Below are 18,338 nucleotides of genomic sequence, written 5' to 3'. Positions count from 1 at the left end.
CAGCCGCCATGGACCTCGAGACCTTCCGCAAGCTGGCGGCCGACCGCCGCGTGATCCCTGTCAGCCGCCGGCTCCTCGCGGACGGCGACACCCCGGTCGGGCTCTACCGCAAGCTCGCCGCCGAACGCCCTGGCACCTTCCTCCTCGAGTCCGCGGAGAACGGCCGCTCCTGGTCGCGCTACTCCTTCATCGGCGTCCGCAGCGACGCCACCCTCACCGTCCAGGACGGCCGGGCGCACTGGCTCGGCTCCCCGCCCGTCGGTGTGCCCACCGACGGAGACCCCCTGCAGGCGTTGCGCGCCACCGTCGAAGCCCTGCACACCCCCCGCGACCTCGCCTCGGGGATGCCGCCCTTCACCGGCGGCATGGTCGGCTACCTCGGATACGACATCGTCCGCCGCCTGGAGCGCATCGGCGACTCCACCCGGGACGACCTGCAGCTCCCCGAGCTGACCATGCTGCTCACCAGCGACCTCGCCGTCCTGGACCACTGGGACGGCACGGTCCTGCTGATCGCCAACGCGATCAACCACAACGACCTGGAGACCGGCGTCGACGAGGCGTACGCCGACGCCGTCGCCCGGCTCGACACGATGGAGGCCGACCTGGCCCGCCCGGTCGCCAACGCCCCCGCCGCGCTGCCCGCCTCCGAACTGCCGGAGTTCTCCGCCCTGTGGGGCGGCCCGGCCTACCAGGACGCCGTCGAGGACATCAAGGAGCGGATCCGGGCGGGCGAGGCCTTCCAGGTGGTCCCCTCGCAGCGCTTCGAGACCCCCTGCCGCGCCTCCGCCCTCGACGTCTACCGCGTGCTGCGGGCCACCAACCCGTCCCCGTACATGTACCTCTTCCGCTTCGAGAACGGCTTCGACGTCGTCGGTTCGTCCCCCGAGGCGCTGGTCAAGGTCGAGGACGGGCAGGCGATGCTCCACCCCATCGCCGGCACCCGGCACCGCGGCGCCACCCCGCAGGAGGACCACGACCTCGCCGAGGAACTGCTCGCCGACCCCAAGGAGCGGGCCGAGCACCTGATGCTCGTCGACCTCGGCCGCAACGACCTCGGCCGGGTCTGCGAGCCGGGGTCGGTGGAGGTCGTCGACTTCATGTCGATCGAGCGGTACTCGCACGTCATGCACATCGTGTCGACCGTGACCGGGCGGGTCGCGGAGGGGAAGACCGCGTTCGACGTACTCACCGCCTGCTTCCCGGCCGGAACGCTCTCCGGAGCGCCGAAGCCGCGCGCCATGCAGATCATCGAGGAGCTGGAGCCGTCCCGGCGCGGGCTGTACGGCGGCTGCGTCGGCTACCTCGACTTCGCCGGCGACTCCGACACCGCGATCGCCATCCGTACCGCCCTGCTCCGCGACGGCACCGCGTACGTGCAGGCCGGAGCCGGTGTCGTGGCCGACTCGGACCCGGTCGGCGAGGACAACGAGTGCCGCAACAAGGCGGCCGCGGTGCTCCGCGCCGTACACACCGCCAACCGGATGAACGGCGTATGACGGCGTAAGGGATAGTGGGGTACGTGAGTGCTGTTCCCGTACCCCAGCCCCGTGCCGCACGCGTGGGCGGCGCGGCCGCCTCGTCCGGCGGCCGCCGCAGCCTGGCCGCGGCCCTCCTGCTCGGCGCCCTCGGTGCCACCGTCGTGCTGCTCTCCGCGGGCCAGATCTGGGCCGAGGGCACGGCGTCGGTGGGCGGCGGCACCGTGCCGGTGGAGGCCGACGGCGGCACCGTCACCGGTGTCCCGACGGCCCTCGCCATAGTCGGCCTCGCCGCGCTGGTCGCCGTCTTCGCCGTCCGCCGCGCCGGGCGCACCCTCGTCTCCGGGCTGCTCGCGCTCAGCGGCGCGGGCGCGGCGCTCGCCGCGTTCCTCGGCGCGTCCGACACCGACGCCCTGGACGGGGAGGCCGCGCGCATCACCGGCGACACGGCCGCCTCCGTGGCCGGGCTGACCCACACCGCCTGGCCGTACGTCACCGCCGCCGGAGCACTGCTCATCCTCGCCGCGGGCCTGCTCGCCCTGCGGTACGGCAAGAGCTGGCCGGCGATGGGCGGGCGCTACGAGCGGTCCGGCACGCCCCGCGCCCCGCGCAAGGCGCCAGGAGCCGCCTCCTCCGACCGGCCGGAGGACCTGTGGAAGGCTCTGGACCGCGGCGAGGACCCCACGCACGAGGACTGAGCGCGAGAGCGGGCGCGGAGGCCGGGCGCGGAGGCCGGGCGCGGACGCCCGGCGCGACGCGTGATCGTCGCGCCACCCCCGATTCATCGCCGCGCGCCGGTGTGCGGGACAATGTGGCGGGGGCGCCCCCGGACGAAGTCTGGGGCAGAGTGTCCTCGCACGCGAGACCTCACCCCGAGCCACCACCGAGCAACAGCAACGAGGAGCAACTCATGGCGGGCAGCGCCCACGGACACACCCCGGCCGCCTGGACCGGTGTCATCATCTCCTTCATCGGCTTCTGCGTCGCCGGAGTCTTCATGGTGGCGGCCAACACGGCCGGCTTCTGGGCCGGAATCGCCGTCGTCTTCCTCGGCGGTGTCGTCGGCCTCGCGATGAAGGCCGCGGGCCTCGGCATGCCGAAGGACTCGGACGCCGTGATCGCCGCCCGCGAGGTGGCGACCACGAAGGCGCGCGCCTGACGCGCGCGACGCACGACATGCGCGAAGGCGCAGCCCGGCCGTGCCGGGCTGCGCCTTTCCGCGTCAGGGGCGAGAATCACCGGGTGGACGCGAAGCCGACGGCTGCCGCCGTGACCGACGATTCAGCCGTACCCGCCGCCTCCGACCGACCCGCGGCCCCCGACACCCCACCGCCCCTCGCCCCTGCACTGGGCGCGTCGGGCGCCCCCGGCGCTTCCGGCGGGCACGTATCGACGTCCACGTCCGCGTCTGCGCCGGGCTCGTCGGGCACCGACGGTGCCCCTGGCGCCTTCGGCGGGACCGCGCCGATGGCCGCCGCTGCGCCGTGCTTGTCGGGTGTCCCCGGCGCCGCGGGCGCATCTGGAGGACACGCGCCGACGCCCACGCCCGGCGCTCCCGGCGCCTTCGGTGGGCATGCGCCGGGATACGGGCCGTACGTCCCCGCCCCGCCCCGGCCGCTCGCGCGGCGGCTGGTCGCGCCGGTCGGGACGCTCGCGGGCGTCGCCGCCGCCTTCGCCTACGTCGGTACCGTCGACCCCAACGAGCCCGGGCACTACCCGGTCTGCCCGCTGCTGCGGTTCACCGGCATCTACTGTCCCGGCTGCGGCGGCCTGCGCAGCGCCCACGCCTTCGTCCACGGCGAGCTCGGCACCGCCTTCGGTGCCAACGCCCTCGCCGTCGTCGGCTACGGCCTCTTCGCCGCCCTCATGGTCCTCTGGCTGGTTCGCGCCGTGCGCGGCGTGCCCATGAGGCTCGCGATCGCCCCCGTCTGGTGGTGGGGGATCGGTGCCGTCCTGGCCCTGTTCACGCTGGTGCGGAACCTGCCGTTCGGCTCCGCGCTCGCCCCGTGACCGCTCCCGTGAAGTCCCAGCAGGTGGGACGCACCTCGGCCGGATGCGGGTCCGGTGCCGTCCTGCGGATACCATCGACTGTGGCTGAACCTGGTTCATCTACGCAACGTCACCATCACCGTCCCGGAAGGGGGCCTCTCGCGTGAGTGTGCTCGACGAGATCATCGAAGGCGTGCGCGCCGACCTCGCAGAGCGGCAGGCGCGGGTCTCCCTCGACGAGCTCAAGGAGCGCGCCGCCAAGGCGCCGCAGGCCAAGGACGGCGTCGCCGCACTGCGCGGCGAGGGCGTCACGGTGATCTGCGAGGTCAAGCGCTCCAGCCCGTCCAAGGGCGCGCTCGCCGCCATCGCCGACCCGGCCGGCCTCGCCGCCGACTACGAGGCGGGCGGCGCCGCCGTCATCTCCGTGCTCACGGAGGAGCGCCGCTTCGGCGGCTCCCTCGCCGACCTGGAGGCCGTACGGGCCCGGGTCGACATCCCCGTCCTGCGCAAGGACTTCATCGTCACGGCGTACCAGCTGTGGGAGGCGCGGGCGTACGGAGCCGATCTGGCGCTCCTGATCGTCGCCGCCCTCGAGCAGGAGGCCCTGGTCTCCCTCATCGAGCGTGCCGAGTCCATCGGCCTCACGCCGCTGGTCGAGGTCCACGACGAGGAGGAGGTCGAGCGCGCGGTCGACGCCGGCGCCCGGATCATCGGAGTCAACGCCCGCAACCTCAAGACCCTCAAGGTCGACCGCTCCACCTTCGAGCGGGTCGCCCCGGAGATCCCGGCCGGCATCGTCAAGGTCGCCGAGTCCGGCGTCCGCGGGCCGCACGACCTCATCGCGTACGCCAACGCGGGCGCCGACGCGGTCCTGGTCGGCGAGTCCCTCGTGACCGGCCGCGACCCGAAGGCCGCCGTCGCCGACCTCGTCGCCGCCGGCGCCCACCCGGCCCTCCGCCACGGCCGGAGCTGACCCCACCATGACTCCGCGCCGCGCCATGCCGATCGCCACGGGCCACGCCGCCCGGGGCGCCGTCGGCGTGCCCGCGGTGACGGTCACCGACCCGGCCGCCGGCCGCGCGATGCGCACCCGGCTCCGTACCGCCGCCGCGCCCGCGCACGCCCCGCTGGCCCGGGGCTGCCGCCCGCGCGGCTGCCGGGCGCCCGCCCGGCGTGTTCACGGCCGCCGCGTGCGGTACGTGATCGGCGACGAGCCCGGCCAGGTCAACGGCATGCGATGGCGCCCGCGCCCCGCGCGCACCCTCATGACGACCGCCGCCTGACGGCCCCGGCCGCCCCGCTCCCGTTGTGGGCATTCGTTCCGCTGGGGCGGGACGGGTGGGCACAACGGAACGGCGCCCCTGCGGGCGCGTCCGCTCCGTGCCTGCCCCGCCCCGTGACCGCCCCGCCCTCGTGGGCGCCGGGCCCTGGAGCGGAGGCACCCGCCGGGGTGCCGTCCCGTGTGCCCACCCGTCCCGCCCTGCGGGACGATTGCCCACACGGGGAGTGAGGGGTCGCGCGCATACCGTGACCATCATCAGCACGTGACCGGGGCATCCCGCCCCGCGAGGAGCAACCGCATGTCCAGCGAGTTCTTCATTCCGGACCCGGAGGGTCAGGTTCCCACCACCGAGGGCTACTTCGGGGCCTACGGCGGCAAGTTCATCCCCGAGGCCCTCGTCGCCGCCGTCGACGAGGTGGCCGTCGAGTACGACAAGGCCAAGACCGACCCCGAGTTCGCCCGCGAGCTCAACGACCTCATGGTCAACTACACCGGTCGCCCCAGCGCCCTCACCGAGGTCCCCCGGTTCGCCGAGCACGCCGGCGGCGCCCGGGTCTTCCTCAAGCGCGAGGACCTCAACCACACCGGCTCGCACAAGATCAACAACGTGCTCGGCCAGGCCCTGCTCACCAAGCGCATGGGCAAGACCCGCGTCATCGCCGAGACCGGAGCCGGTCAGCACGGCGTCGCCACCGCCACGGCCTGCGCCCTCTTCGGACTCGAGTGCACCATCTACATGGGCGAGATCGACACCCAGCGCCAGGCGCTGAACGTCGCCCGGATGCGCATGCTCGGTGCCGAGGTCGTCCCGGTGAAGTCCGGCAGCCGCACCCTCAAGGACGCCATCAACGAGGCGTTCCGCGACTGGGTCGCCAACGTCGACCGCACCCACTACCTCTTCGGCACCGTCGCCGGACCGCACCCCTTCCCCGCCATGGTCCGCGACTTCCACCGCGTCATCGGCGTCGAGGCCCGTCGCCAGATCCTGGAGCGCGCCGGCCGCCTCCCCGACGCGGCCGTCGCCTGCGTCGGCGGCGGATCCAACGCCATCGGCCTCTTCCACGCCTTCCTGCCCGACACCGACGTCCGCCTCATCGGCTGCGAGCCGGCCGGGCACGGCGTCGAGACCGGCGAGCACGCGGCCACGCTGACCGCCGGCGAGCCCGGCATCCTGCACGGATCGCGGTCGTACGTCCTCCAGGACGACGAGGGCCAGATCACCGAGCCGTACTCCATCTCGGCCGGCCTGGACTACCCGGGCATCGGCCCGGAGCACGCGTACCTCAAGGACAGCGGCCGGGGCGAGTACCGCGCCGTCACCGACGACGCGGCGATGCAGGCCCTGCGGCTGCTCTCCCGTACCGAGGGCATCATCCCGGCCATCGAGTCGGCGCACGCCCTGGCGGGCGCGCTGGAGGTCGGCAAGGAGCTGGGCCCCGAGGGCCTGCTCGTCGTCAACCTCTCCGGGCGCGGCGACAAGGACATGGACACGGCCGCCCGCTACTTCGGGCTGTACGACACCGACGCGGCCCCCGTCGAGGCCGACGCCGCCGCCGAGGACGGCGCGGGCGAGATCCGGAGGGACACCAAGTGAGCGGCAACATCCAGCTCCTCAGCGACACCCTGGCCAAGGCCAAGGCCGACAACCGCGCCGCTCTCATCGCCTACCTCCCGGCCGGATTCCCGACCGTGGACGGCGGCATCGAGGCGATCAAGGCCGTCTTCGACGGCGGCGCCGACATCGTCGAGGTCGGCCTCCCGCACAGCGACCCGGTCCTCGACGGCCCCGTCATCCAGACCGCCGACGACATCGCCCTGCGCGGCGGCGTCAGGATCGCCGACGTCATGCGCACGGTCCGCGAGGCCTTCGAGGCCACCGGGAAGCCGGTCCTCGTCATGACGTACTGGAACCCGATCGACCGCTACGGCGTCGAGCGGTTCACCGAGGAGCTGGCCGCGGCCGGCGGCGCGGGCTGCATCCTGCCCGACCTGCCCGTCCAGGAGTCGGCCGTATGGCGCGAGCACGCGGAGAAGCACGGTCTCGCCACCGTCTTCGTCGTCGCGCCGAGCAGCAAGGACGAGCGGCTCGCCACCATCACGGCCGCCGGCTCCGGCTTCGTCTACGCCGCCTCCCTCATGGGCGTCACGGGCACCCGCGAGTCGGTCGGCGCCGAGGCCGCCGAGCTCGTCCGCCGGACCCGGGCCACCTCCGAACTGCCCGTCTGCGTCGGGCTCGGCGTCTCCAACGCCGAGCAGGCGAAGGAGGTCGCGGGCTTCGCCGACGGCGTCATCGTCGGCTCCGCGTTCGTCAAGCGGATGCTGGACGCCGACGACGAGGCCGCCGGCCTCACCGCCGTAAGGGAACTGGCGGGCGAACTCGCCGCGGGCGTGCGCCGCGTTTCGTAGCCCGAACGGGTGGATCTGAGACCGGGGAGGCGCGGACGCGCCTCCCCGGTTCGTTGCTGAGGGCGTGAGCCAGAAGAACAGTGACGGGAATCGGAGCGCGCGGGAGCGCCTCCAGCAGCAGCGCGAGCGAGAGAAGGCCCGGGAGAAGCAGCGGCGCGTCCTGATCGTGTCGGCCGCGGTCGTCGGCGTCCTCGGCCTGGCGGCGATCGCCGGAGTGATCGCCGCCAACACCGGGGACGACGACGGCGGCTCGGACAAGGCGGGCCCGGTCGTCGCCCCGACCGGCTCGATCGAGGGCGACAAGCCGGCCATCCCGACGGGGAAGACGGACGCCCCGTCGACGCTCGCGATCTGGGAGGACTTCCGCTGCCCGGCCTGTGCGTCCTTCGAGAACGCCTTCCGGGACACCATCCACGAGCTCGAGGCCACCGGCGCGCTCAAGACCGAGTACCACCTCGCCACCCTCATCGACGGGAACATGGGCGGCAGCGGCTCCCTGCGCGCGGCGAACGCCGCCGCGTGCGCCCAGGACGCGGGGAAGTTCACCGCGTACCACGACGTGCTGTACATCAACCAGCCGCAGGAGACCGACGACGCCTTCGGCAAGAACGACAAACTGATCGAGCTGGCGGCGAAGGTCCCGGGGCTCGACACGCCCACCTTCCGCAGCTGCGTCGAGGACGGCACGCACGACAGCTGGGTCGGAAAGTCGAACGAGGCCTTCCGGAACAGCGACTTCCGGGGCACGCCGTCCGTGCTTCTCAACGGAGAATCGATCTTCCCGAGCAAGGGGAACGAGCAGATCTCCCCGGAGAACCTGAAGAAGTGGGTCGCCGAGGCGAACAAGGGCAAGAAGGCGGGCACGGCCTCGCCCACGAGCTGACGCCCGTCCTTGGTCGTCTTAGTTACGCAGACGTTGCCGGGTGGGCTGCCGTGTCACCCGCCCGGCAGGGTAGCGTCGGTTCTGCCATGGACCTTGCCTTCATTCCCAGCCCGTCGACCGGCGTCCTGCACCTCGGACCGGTTCCGCTGCGCGGCTATGCCTTCTGCATCATCATCGGTGTCTTCGTCGCCGTCTGGTACGGCAACAAGCGCTGGATCGCCCGGGGCGGCAAAGCCGGCACCGTGGCCGACATCGCCGTCTGGGCGGTGCCCTTCGGCCTCGTCGGCGGCCGGCTCTACCACGTGATCACCGACTACCAGCTGTACTTCAGCGAGGGTGAGAACTGGGTCGACGCCTTCAAGATCTGGGAGGGCGGCCTCGGCATCTGGGGCGCCATCGCGCTCGGCGCGGTGGGCGCCTGGATCGGCTGCCGCAGGCGGGGCATCCCGCTGCCGGCGTACGCCGACGCCATCGCGCCCGGCATCGCCTTCGCCCAGGCCATCGGCCGCTGGGGCAACTGGTTCAACCAGGAGCTGTACGGCAAGCCGACCGATCTGCCCTGGGGCCTGAAGATCTCCGCCGGTGCGAACCGCGAGGAGGGGATCTACCACCCGACCTTCCTGTACGAGTCGCTGTGGTGCATCGGTGTCGCGCTCCTGGTCATCTGGGCCGACCGCCGGTTCAAGCTCGGCCATGGGCGGGCGTTCGCGCTGTACGTGGCCGCGTACTGCACGGGCCGGGCGTGGATCGAGTACATGCGGGTCGACGAGGCGCACCACGTCCTCGGCCTGCGGCTGAACGTCTGGACGGCCATCGTGGTCTTCGTCCTGGCCGTCGCCTACATCGTGATCTCGTCGCGGCTCCGCCCGGGGCGGGAAGAGGTCGTGGAGCCGGAGCGGGACAAGGACAAGGCCGTGGCCGGCGGCTCCACGGACGGTGACTCGCAGGACTCGGAGGACTCGAAGGTCGAGACCTCCGGCACGGCGGCCACAGACTCGGAGGCCCCCGGCACCGCCGGCGACGCCGAGGCGGCTGAGCCCGAGGACGCCGAGCCCGCCACGAACGGCGCGGACAACGGTGCCGGAGCAGCCGGCAAGAGCTGACCGCCGGCAGAGCGCGGACAGGACGACGGCAGGGGCCGTCCGGTACCGAGAGGTACCGGACGGCCCCTGCCGCATGCGGGCGGCCGTGCCGGACGGGCCCTACGCCCTGGCCGCCAGGGCCAGCACGCGGCGGGCGCCGTCCACGACCGCCGCGTCGATGAAGCGGCCGTCCGGGAGGGCCAGGGCGCCCTCCTCCGCCTCCGCCGCCTTGACGACCTCCTCGGCCGCGGCGACCTCGTCGGGGGACGGGAGATACGCCTGCTCGATGACCGGGAGCTGGCGGGGATGGATCGCCGCCCGGCCGAGAAAGCCCAGGGCGCGGCCCCGCGCACAGCTCGCCGCCAGGCTGTCCAGGTCACGGATGTCGGGGTGGACCGACTGGGCCGGGGGCGGGAGGGCCGCCGCGCGGGCGGCGACCACGAGACGGCTGCGCGGCCAGTCCAGGCCGCACTCGTCCCGTACCCCCAGATCGGCTCGGAGATCCGCCTCTCCGAGGGCGATGCCGCGGACGGCGGGGTCGGCCGACGCGATCGCGTAGGCGTGCTCGAGCGCCAGGGCGTTCTCCAGGAGCGGGAAGAGCGGGATGCCGGGGACCGCTTGCGCGATCCGGTGGATGTCAGTGGCGTGTGTCACCTTGGGAACACGGAAACCGCTCAGCCCGGGGAGGGGCGCGAGAGGGGGGATGTCCCGTGGTGTGTGGATGCGGACGTGGACCGGGACGGGGTGCGGGTCGGCGAGCAGGTCGACGGTGGCGGCCAGGGCGTACGCCTTGCGGTCCGGGGCCACCGCGTCCTCCAGATCGACGATCACCACGTCCGCGCCCGAGACCAGGGCCTTCTGGACGACTGCGGGACGGTCCCCGGGGGCGTACAGCCAGGTGAGGGGGAGGGGCGTACCGCTCGCAGGGCTCATACGGCTCCTTCGGTTCGCAGGGCGCCGATCTCGGCCGGGGAGAGACCGAGCTCGGCCAGGACCTCGGCCGTGTCCGCGCCGTGCGGGCGGCCGGCCCAGCGGATCGCGCCGGGTGTCTCGGAGAGCCGGAAGAGGACGTTCTGCATACGGATCGGACCCAGCTCCGGGTCCGGCACCTCCGTGACGGTGTCCAGGGCGCGGTACTGCGGATCGGCCATCACGTCCCGGACGTCGTAGACGGGTGCGATCGCCGCCTCCGCCTTCTCGAAGGCCGCCATGGCCTCGTCGCGGGTGTGGCGGGCGATCCAGGAGCCGACCGCCTCGTCGAGGACGTCCGCGTGGGCGGCCCGGCTCGCGCCGTCGGCGAACCAGGGCTCGTCGATCAGCTCGGGGCGGCCGACCAGCCGCATCACGCGTTCGGCGATCGACTGGGCTGAGGTGGAGACGGCGACCCAGGAGTCGTCGGCGGTGCGGTACGTGTTGCGCGGGGCGTTGTTGCGGGAGCGGTTGCCGGTGCGGGGCTGGACGTAACCGAGCTGGTCGTACCAGAGGGGGTGGGGTCCGATGACGGAGAGCATCGGTTCGATGATCGCCATGTCGACGACCTGGCCGCGGCCGGTCGTGGTCCTGGCGTGGAGCGCGGTCATCACCGCGTACGCGGTCGCCAGGGCGGCGATCGAGTCGGCCAGACCGAAGGGGGGAAGGGTGGGCGGGCCGTCCGGCTCGCCGGTGATCGCGGCGAAACCGCTCATCGCCTCGGCGAGGGTGCCGAAGCCGGGCCGGTGGGAGTACGGGCCGAACTGCCCGAAGCCGGTGACCCGGGCCAGGACCAACTCCGGGTTGACGGTGGACAGTTCCTCCCAACCCAGACCCCAGCGTTCCAGGGTGCCGGGGCGGAAGTTCTCGACGATCACGTCGGCGTCGGCGGCGAGACGGAGGAGGGTGTCGCGTCCGCCGCGGGTGGAGAGATCGAGGGTGACAGTCCGCTTGTTGCGGCCGAGGACCTTCCACCACAGACCGACACCGTCCTTGGCCGGGCCGTGGCCGCGAGAGGGATCGGGCTTGCGGGGGTGCTCGATCTTGATGACGTCGGCGCCGAAGTCGCCGAGCATCATCGCTGCCAGGGGCCCGGCGAAGAGCGTGGCGAGATCGAGGACGCGCAGTCCGTGCAGGGGCGGTGTGGACTCGGGGGTACGGGTCATACGGCGTCGACCTCCTGGCCGGTGAGGGAGTCGTGGGCCGCGTCGATCTCGGAGCGGTACGGCATCGAGGACGAGGCGCCCTCGTGCTGGACGGAGAGCGCGGCGGCCGTCGAGGCCCAGGCCAGGGCGTCGCGGACGGGCCTGCCCTCGCCGAGGGCGACGGCGAGCGCGCCGACGAAGGTGTCGCCGGCCGCGGTCGTGTCCACCGCGCGGACACGGGGCGCGGGGACCGTGAACGGCTCGCTGCCGCGGGCGGCGTGCAGGCTGCCGGCCGCGCCGAGGGTGATGACCACCTCGGGGACCTGGGCGAGCAGCGCGGCAGCGGCGGCGTGCGGGTCGGCGATGCCGGTGAGTGCGGCGGCCTCGTGCTCGTTGGGGACCAACAGATCGGTGGCGGCGAGGAGTTCGGGGGGCAGCGGCTGGGCGGGGGCGGGGGTGAGGACGGTACGGACGCCGAGCCGGCGGGCGGTGGCGGCGCCCGCCGTGACGGCGGAGAGGGGGAGTTCGAGCTGGAGGAGCAGGGCGTCGGCGGTGCCGATCAGGGCCTCGTCGCCGTGGCTGAGGGAGGTGACGGTGCCGTTGGCGCCGGGGACGACGACGATCGCGTTGCCGCCCTCGTCGTCGACCACGATGTGCGCGGTGCCGGACGGGCCCTCGGCCGTGCGCAGCAGGTCGGTCTCGACCCCGGCCCCCTCCAGCGCGGCCCGGAGCCGTACGCCGAAGTCGTCGGTGCCGACCGCGCCGATCATCGACACGTCGGCACCGGCCCGGGCGGCGGCGACGGCCTGGTTGGCGCCCTTGCCGCCGGGGATCGTACGGAACTCCCGGCCGGTGACGGTCTCTCCGCGAGCGGGGGCCTTCGGTACGAAGGCGACGAGGTCCATGTTGGTGCTGCCGAGCACCACGATGCTGGTCATGGGCGTACTGCCTCCAGATACGTCAGTTCGGCCAGGGCGTCGAAGCCGATGCCGTCGAAGGACGGGACCGAGGTCGAGAGCCGGTTCTTGAGGGGGGAGGTCCAGCGCTCGGGCAGCCGGTCGGGGTGGCCGGCGAGGAGACCGGCGACGGAACCGGCGGTGGCGCCGTTGGAGTCGGTGTCCCAGCCGCCGGAGACCGCCGCGCAGATGGAGCGGGAGAAGTCGCCGTCGGCGTGGGTGAGGGCGGCGGCGAGGACGGCGGCGTTGGGGACGGCATGGACCCAGTGATACCCGCCGAGGGCGGCGTGGAGTCGGTCCACGACCGTGTCGAAGTCGCGGGTGGTACGGGCGGATTCGATGCCGAGGCGGACGGCGGCGGCGAGCCGGGAGCGGGGCGGGACGACGGAGAGTCCGTCGGCGAGGGCGCGGTGGACGTCGGCGGTGCCGGTGGCGGCGGTGGCGATCGTCGCGGCGACGAACATGGCGCCGTAGATGCCGTTGGCGGTGTGGGTGAGGGCCGCGTCCCGGTACGCCTGCGCGGCGGCGCCGGCCGGGTCGCCCGGGTTCGTCCAGCCGTGGACGTCGGCCCGGATCTGGGCGCCGATCCACTCGCGGAAGGGGTTGCGGTGGACGGCGGTCAGCGGGGGTTCGATGCCGTCGAGAAGGTTGCGGTAGGCGACGCGCTCGGCCGTGAAGGTGCGGCCGGCGGGAAGTTCGTCGAGCCAGAGACGGGCGACGTCGGCGGTGGTGAAGTCGCGGCCGTGACGCTGGAGGAGGAGCAGGTTGAGGAGGGGGTAGTTGAGGTCGTCGTCCTCGGGCATGCCGTCGATGTTCTCGGCGAGGGAGGTGGGGGCCGAGCGGCGGTTCCAGGGGTGGGCGGCGAGGAGGTCCTGAGGGACGCCGATTGCGGTGAACCAGGAGGTGAGGGGCCAGTTGCCGGCGGCGCGGGCGAGGGCGCGGATGGCGGGGAGGGGGAGCTTCTCGACAGGCTTGCCGAGCAGACACCCGGCGGCGCGGCCGAGCCAGGCGGCGTGCAGCTGGTCGAGGAGCCGTTCGGATTCCCCCACCCCGCCCTCCCCCGGACTCCGTCCGGGAGAGCGTGGCGCTTCGCGCGCGGGGGTGAGAGGCGTCAAGGCGTGGATGGCGGGGAGGGGGGTGGGTTCGGTGGGGGAGAGGGGGCTTGGCAGGGCCGACAGTTCGTCGAGGAGGGTCTCCGCCAGGGCGCGGAGGGCCGGGCGGGGGGTGGGGGACGCGCCGGCCGTCGGTGGGGCGGGGTGGCCGCCGGCCGCGTGCCAGCGGGTGGCGATCGTGGCGGCGTCGCGGCCGTCCTCCGCCGCCTGACGCAGTTCGTGGCCGACGAGGTCCTCCGGCTGGACCCAGGTGACGCGCAGGTTCATCGGGCCGCGCTCGTCAGGGCCGCGTACGCCGACTCGTGTGCCCGGCGGCGGGCCGTGTCGCGGGCGAAGACCTCGTGTGCGACCACCGCCAGCGCCTGCGCCGGAGCGTGCAGGTCCAGCCGGCTCGCCTCGGACACGTGTTTCGACCAGGTGGAGGGGACGGCGGATTCCCCTCGGAGCGCGCCCACCAAGGCCCCGGCCATCGTCGCGATCGAGTCGCAGTCCCGGCCGTAGTTGACCGCGCCCAGGACCGTACGCCGGTAGTCGCCCTCCCCCACCAGCAGCATCCCCAGCGCGATCGGGAGCTCCTCGATCGCATGGAGCCGGGACGGTCGGCGCGCGCCCAGCGACGGCGCGCGGTAGTCCGGGCCCACCGTGTCGAACGGCGCCACCGCCTTGCGCAGGGGCGCGAGGGCCGTCTCGAAGTCCGTGTGCCCGGACGCGACTTCGCACACCGACTCGATCGCCGCGCGCGTGCCGTCCTTCGCCAGCGAGAGCGAGGTGGAGACGACGGAATCCGGCGTCGCCCCGGGCACGCACGCCGCTGCCACCGCCGCCGCGAACACGCCCGCCGCCTCGCGTCCGTAGGAGGACTGGTGCGCGCCGGTGACGTCCAGGGCCTCCGCGTACGCGGCCTCCGGGTTCGCCGCGTTGACCAGGCCCACCGGTGCCATGTACATCGCCGCACCGCAGTTGACGATGTTTCCGCTGCCCGCCTCACGCGGGTCGACATGGCCGTAGTGGAGGCGCGCCACGAGCCATTTCTCGGCGAGGAAGATGCGCTGGAGGGGGAGCGCTTCGGCCTCCAGCTCCGGGATCCAGCGCGGGTTGGTGAGCAGATCGGGGACGAGGTGCTCCGCCACGGCGTATGCGTCGATGTGGTCGCGGACCTTCTCGTACACCCTGATCAGGGCGTGGGTCATCAAGGTGTCGTCGGTGACGTGCCCGTCGCCCTTGTGGTACGGCGCGATGGGGCGCGCCGTACGCCAGGCGTCGCCGTTCCAGGGGCCGACGATGCCGGTGACCCGGCCTCCGTGGCGCTCCAGGATCTGCTCGGGGGTGTAGCCCTCGACGGGGCCGCCGAGGGCGTCGCCGACGGCGGCCCCGAGGAGGCTTCCGGTGATCCGGTCATCCAGTGTGGGTGTCATGTCGGAATTGTCCACCCGGCGTGGCCAGTTCCGTGTCTCCCAGCAGCCCGGCGAGTTCGACGAGATCCGTGCCGGCGAGGCGGGGGAGCGCGCAGCCCGCGAGTGTGCGGCAGGCGTCGCGCCAGGTGGCGGGGAGGGAACCGGCTCCGCCGAGCGCTCCGGTGAGCGCGCCCACGAGCGCCGGGGCGGAGTCCGCGACACGCGAGAGGCAGGCGGCGGCGGGTACGGCCGCGGACGCCTCGCCGCGCGCGGCGGTGGCGAGGGCGAGGGCGACCGGGACGGTCTCGGCGGCGGCGATGCCGTAGCTGTAGACGTGGTCGACGATCTGGTGCTCGAGGAGGGGGACGAGCTCGAAGGCGCTCGTCGCGTCGCGTGCCATCTTGACGGCCTGTTGGGCGTTGCGGCCGATCTCGGTGGCGGACGGGAGTTGGGCGAGGGCCGCCTCCACCGCCTCGTCGACGGCCGCCCCGCCGAGGGCGGCCGCGATCGCCGCCGCCATCGCGCGGGCGCCGTGGACGCCGTCGCCGTCCTGGGTGTACCGGGCGTCGAACTCGGCGAGTTCGGCGGCGGCGGCCGGATCTCCGGGGTGGACGAGGGCGAGGACAGCGGCTCGGACGCACGCGGCGTCGTCGAAGTAGTGCGGGTTGTCGTGGCCGGTGGCGGGCGGGCGCAGACCGGTGGCGAGGTTGCCGAGGCCCGCGCGGACGGAGATCCGGGCGCGGAGGGGGAGTACGGCGGACTCGACCTCGGGGGCTCGGTCGGAGGCGGCGGCGACCTGGCTCGCGAGGGAGTTCCAGGCGAGGTCGACGGCGGCGCGGAGGCGGCGCTCGGCGGGGAGGGTGGCGAAGAGGGGGCCGTTGGCGGCGAGGACCGCCTCGGCGGTGAAGACCGCCCACTCGGCGTCGTCGGAGGGGCCGAGGCGGAGGGGCTCGGGGGGCTGGTTGAGGGCGATGGGGACGGGGAGGGTGGTGGTGGCGTTCTGCTCGGCGAAGGTGTCGAGCTCGCGGGTGAGGCGGCGGGTCCATTCGGGCATGCGGGCGGCGCGGTGTCTGGCCGCGGGCCAGCCGGCGGCGTCGCCTGCGGCGAGGCCGAGCAGGAGGCCCTCGATGGCCTCGCGCCGCGCGGGGCCGTGGCCCGGGGCGGGCCCCAGGACCCCGTTGGCGCCGTCCTTGTCCGGGGCGCCCGGTCTCGTGGGCTGTGCCCACCCGTCCCGCCCAGCGGGACGATTGCCCACAGCGGGGGTGGGGGCGGGGCGATTGCTCACGGTGGGAGTGGGGGCGGGGCGATTGTCCACGGTGGGAGTGGGGGCGGGGCGGTTGCTCACGGGGGGAGTGGGGGCGGGACGGTTGCCCGCGGTGGGAGAGGCGGGGTGGCGGCTCACCGAGAGGGGGGAGCCCGAGCCGTAGGTGCGGTGCGTCGGGTCCGTCGTCGTCATGCCGCGTCCTCCTCGTCCGTCGTCAGAAGGTCCGCGATGTCCAGGACGTGGTAGCCGCGCATCGAGGGGAGGCAGCTGCCCGTCACCGGGGCGATCGCCGTCGCCCATTCCTCCGGGATCGCCGTGATGCCCGCCGCCGCGCCCGCCAGGGCCCCCGCGACCGCCGCCGTGGTGTCGGCGTCGCGGCCCATGTTGACCGCGGTCAGCACCGCCGTACGGAAGTCTCCGCGGGCCGCCGCGAAGGCGCCGAAGGCCAGGCCGACCGCCTCCGGGGCCAGGTCCGTCCACGGGTAGCCGCCGATGACGACCGCCGAGCGGACCGTCCGCTCGCGCACCAGCGGGTCCGGCTCCACCCGCTGCGCCGCGACCACCGCCCGGCGCATCGAGCGGGCCGTCCAGGAGTCCATCGGGACGACCGAGAGGGCCGCCGCGATGACCGAGGTCACCGACGCGCCGGCCATCGCCGCCGCGACGCCCGCCGCGACCGCCTGGCCCCCGTAGATGCCCTCTCCGTCGTGGCTGACGCTGCCGTCGATCGCGACCAGCCGGGCCGCCTCGGCCGGGCGGCCGGCCGCGAAGACGCCGAACGGGGCGGCCCGCATGGCCAGTCCGTCCGACCAGGCGTGGCGGTGCTGGGCGGAGATCGGGGCCGCCAGGCCGCGGCGGAGGTTCTCCAGCGTGCCCCGCTCGCTGAACCCCGCGCCGCGGAAGGGGCCTTCGTCGAGGTCGGCGATCCAGTGGTGCCAGGCCCGTTCCACATGCTGGACGGTCAGCGCCGAGCCGTGCCGGGCGAGCAGCAGGCCCGAGAAGATCGCGTACTCCGTGTCGTCCGTGCCGGCCGGGCTGTCCGTCACGAAGCCCTCGATCCGGCCCCAGCGGCGGCGGATCTCCGAGGGGCGCATGTTCTCGGCGGGTGCGCCGAGCGCGTCGCCGACCGCGAGACCGAGCAGTGCGCCCCTGGCGCGCTCGCGCGTATCGCATCCCATCGTTCTCGTCTCGCTCACCATCTGGCACCCCTTTCACGGTTGCTGAATCTGTGCCACGTGGGGAGGCGATGACGTCGCAGAAACGTCTCTGTCACCCGGCTGACACCCCGCCAGAAGAGCAAGGTCAGCCTTAGTAAGTACGGCCTGCCTTGCTGGCGGGCCCCTTACATCGCGCGTATTTTCGAGGGTGTTGGGGGTGGCGGGTGCAGCCCGGCCCGCCGGAGAAACAGGGGAGAAGCATGTCCATCATCGAAGTCCACGCGCCACTGCACGAGGCCCACCGCGACAACCACACCCACCGCGATGTGAACGGTGGCTGGCTGCGCCCCGCGGTCTTCGGCGCGATGGACGGGCTCGTCTCCAACCTGGCCCTGATGACCGGTGTCGCGGGTGGCGCGGTCTCGCAGCAGACCATCGTCATCACCGGCCTCGCCGGACTCGCGGCCGGTGCCTTCTCCATGGCGGCCGGCGAGTACACCTCCGTCGCCTCGCAGCGCGAGCTCGTCCAGGCGGAACTGGACGTCGAGCGACGTCAGTTGCGCAAGCACCCCATCGACGAGATGGAGGAGCTCGCCGCGCTGTACGTCTCCCGGGGTGTCGAGCCCGCGCTGGCCCGCGAGGTCGCCATGCAGCTCTCCCGGGACCCGGAGCAGGCGCTGGAGATCCACGCCCGCGAGGAGCTGGGCATCGACCCCGACGACCTGCCCTCGCCGACGATCGCCGCGGTGTCGTCCTTCGGTTCGTTCGCGCTCGGCGCCCTGCTTCCCGTACTGCCGTATCTGCTCGGCGCGACCGCGCTGTGGCCTGCCGTGCTGCTCGCGCTCGTCGGGCTGTTCGCCTGCGGGGCGCTGGTGGCCCGGGTGACCGCCCGCAGCTGGTGGTTCAGCGGGCTGCGCCAGCTCGTACTGGGCGGGGCCGCGGCAGCCGTGACGTACGGGCTCGGCATGTTGTTCGGGGCGGCGCTCTGACCTCGTACGCGTCCTGAGAAGGCCCCCGCCATGCGGCGGGGGCCTTCCGCGTGCATGCTGGGCTGTGACGTATATCCCCTGGGCGGATCCGCCGTTCCGGTGAGACACTATGCACAGCGCAACATATCTAGCCGTTACTCGCTGGTTTCGAATCCTTAACCACCGGGCATGAGGCGTAAGCGCCGCGGGCAATGAGGCCCGCTCTGCGACGGGTCCGTCCGACCCCACAAGA

The 18,338-nt window shown here is 73.6% G+C and carries 18 protein-coding genes; 11 read left to right on the top strand and 7 right to left on the bottom strand.

All coding sequences use genetic code 11. The annotated features are described in order from the left end of the window. The first annotated feature begins 8 nt into the window (after positions 1-8). The 10 genes from ABZ939_RS21750 to lgt all read left to right on the top strand — a co-directional run bounded on the left by ABZ939_RS21750 (position 9) and on the right by lgt (position 9,141). Positions 9-1,499: an anthranilate synthase component I gene (locus tag ABZ939_RS21750; RefSeq protein WP_361857488.1), complete on the top strand. Its 1,491-nt coding sequence runs from the start codon at positions 9-11 to the stop codon at positions 1,497-1,499. A 14-nt stretch (positions 1,500-1,513) separates the two neighbouring features. Beyond that, positions 1,514-2,176: a TIGR02234 family membrane protein gene (locus ABZ939_RS21745; RefSeq protein ID WP_361857485.1), complete on the top strand. Its 663-nt coding sequence runs from the start codon at positions 1,514-1,516 to the stop codon at positions 2,174-2,176. Between the two features lie 212 nt (positions 2,177-2,388). Further along, positions 2,389-2,637 carry an HGxxPAAW family protein gene (locus tag ABZ939_RS21740; RefSeq protein WP_361857483.1) on the top strand — a complete coding sequence of 83 codons (249 nt, stop codon included), beginning with the start codon at positions 2,389-2,391 and terminating at the stop codon, positions 2,635-2,637. 308 nt (positions 2,638-2,945) lie between these two features. Beyond that, entirely contained in the window at positions 2,946-3,488 is a 543-nt protein-coding gene (locus ABZ939_RS21735; protein WP_361857481.1) for a DUF2752 domain-containing protein, read from the top strand. A 142-nt stretch (positions 3,489-3,630) separates the two neighbouring features. Then, positions 3,631-4,440, top strand: coding sequence for an indole-3-glycerol phosphate synthase TrpC (gene trpC / locus ABZ939_RS21730; protein WP_361857478.1), 810 nt, complete (start codon positions 3,631-3,633; stop codon positions 4,438-4,440). Between the two features lie 109 nt (positions 4,441-4,549). Further along, positions 4,550-4,750 (top strand): tryptophan synthase subunit(beta), encoded by a 201-nt coding sequence (locus ABZ939_RS21725; protein ID WP_361857595.1) that lies wholly within the window; start codon positions 4,550-4,552, stop codon positions 4,748-4,750. A gap of 297 nt (positions 4,751-5,047) precedes the next feature. Further along, on the top strand, positions 5,048-6,343 hold the full coding sequence (trpB, locus tag ABZ939_RS21720; protein ID WP_361857476.1) for a tryptophan synthase subunit beta: 1,296 nt from the start codon (positions 5,048-5,050) through the stop codon (positions 6,341-6,343). Further along, a complete protein-coding gene (trpA, locus tag ABZ939_RS21715) occupies positions 6,340-7,155 on the top strand; it encodes a tryptophan synthase subunit alpha (RefSeq protein WP_361857473.1) in 816 nt (271 codons plus the stop codon). Before trpB ends, trpA begins: the two co-directional genes overlap by 4 nt. 64 nt (positions 7,156-7,219) lie before the next feature. Further along, positions 7,220-8,038, top strand: a complete 819-nt coding sequence (locus ABZ939_RS21710) for a thioredoxin domain-containing protein (protein WP_361857470.1) — start codon at positions 7,220-7,222, stop codon at positions 8,036-8,038. Positions 8,039-8,124: 86 nt separating this feature from the next. Continuing rightward, positions 8,125-9,141 (top strand): prolipoprotein diacylglyceryl transferase, encoded by a 1,017-nt coding sequence (lgt, locus tag ABZ939_RS21705; RefSeq protein ID WP_361857467.1) that lies wholly within the window; start codon positions 8,125-8,127, stop codon positions 9,139-9,141. A 99-nt stretch (positions 9,142-9,240) separates the two neighbouring features. Here lgt and ABZ939_RS21700 read toward each other — a convergent pair whose 3' ends face one another. Genes ABZ939_RS21700 through ABZ939_RS21670 form a run of 7 tightly spaced genes read right to left on the bottom strand, consistent with a single transcriptional unit; the run spans position 9,241 to position 17,159 of the window. Then, a complete protein-coding gene (locus tag ABZ939_RS21700; RefSeq protein WP_361857464.1) occupies positions 9,241-10,053 on the bottom strand; it encodes an aldolase/citrate lyase family protein in 813 nt (270 codons plus the stop codon). Then, positions 10,050-11,255 (bottom strand): CoA transferase, encoded by a 1,206-nt coding sequence (locus tag ABZ939_RS21695; protein WP_361857461.1) that lies wholly within the window; start codon positions 11,253-11,255, stop codon positions 10,050-10,052. The genes ABZ939_RS21700 and ABZ939_RS21695 overlap by 4 nt, the downstream gene beginning before the upstream one ends. Further along, positions 11,252-12,172 (bottom strand): ribokinase, encoded by a 921-nt coding sequence (gene rbsK, locus ABZ939_RS21690; protein WP_361857458.1) that lies wholly within the window; start codon positions 12,170-12,172, stop codon positions 11,252-11,254. Before rbsK ends, ABZ939_RS21695 begins: the two co-directional genes overlap by 4 nt. Beyond that, positions 12,169-13,569 (bottom strand): ADP-ribosylglycohydrolase family protein, encoded by a 1,401-nt coding sequence (locus ABZ939_RS21685; protein ID WP_361857455.1) that lies wholly within the window; start codon positions 13,567-13,569, stop codon positions 12,169-12,171. The genes rbsK and ABZ939_RS21685 overlap by 4 nt, the downstream gene beginning before the upstream one ends. Continuing rightward, the gene (locus ABZ939_RS21680) at positions 13,566-14,717 is read right to left on the bottom strand and encodes an ADP-ribosylglycohydrolase family protein (RefSeq protein WP_361857452.1); all 1,152 of its coding nucleotides are present in this window, start codon (positions 14,715-14,717) and stop codon (positions 13,566-13,568) included. Before ABZ939_RS21680 ends, ABZ939_RS21685 begins: the two co-directional genes overlap by 4 nt. Next, positions 14,698-16,152: an ADP-ribosylglycohydrolase family protein gene (locus ABZ939_RS21675; RefSeq protein ID WP_361857450.1), complete on the bottom strand. Its 1,455-nt coding sequence runs from the start codon at positions 16,150-16,152 to the stop codon at positions 14,698-14,700. Before ABZ939_RS21675 ends, ABZ939_RS21680 begins: the two co-directional genes overlap by 20 nt. Beyond that, positions 16,149-17,159, bottom strand: coding sequence for an ADP-ribosylglycohydrolase family protein (locus tag ABZ939_RS21670; protein WP_361857447.1), 1,011 nt, complete (start codon positions 17,157-17,159; stop codon positions 16,149-16,151). Before ABZ939_RS21670 ends, ABZ939_RS21675 begins: the two co-directional genes overlap by 4 nt. A gap of 218 nt (positions 17,160-17,377) precedes the next feature. Here ABZ939_RS21670 and ABZ939_RS21665 point away from each other — a divergent pair, with 218 nt between their 5' ends. Then, positions 17,378-18,106 (top strand): VIT1/CCC1 transporter family protein, encoded by a 729-nt coding sequence (locus ABZ939_RS21665; RefSeq protein WP_361857444.1) that lies wholly within the window; start codon positions 17,378-17,380, stop codon positions 18,104-18,106. Positions 18,107-18,338: the final 232 nt, after the last annotated feature.

This window comes from Streptomyces sp. NPDC046712 (genome assembly GCF_040645695.1).
GTDB lineage: Bacteria > Actinomycetota > Actinomycetes > Streptomycetales > Streptomycetaceae > Streptomyces.
This window is presented reverse-complemented; position numbering and strand designations above follow the sequence as displayed.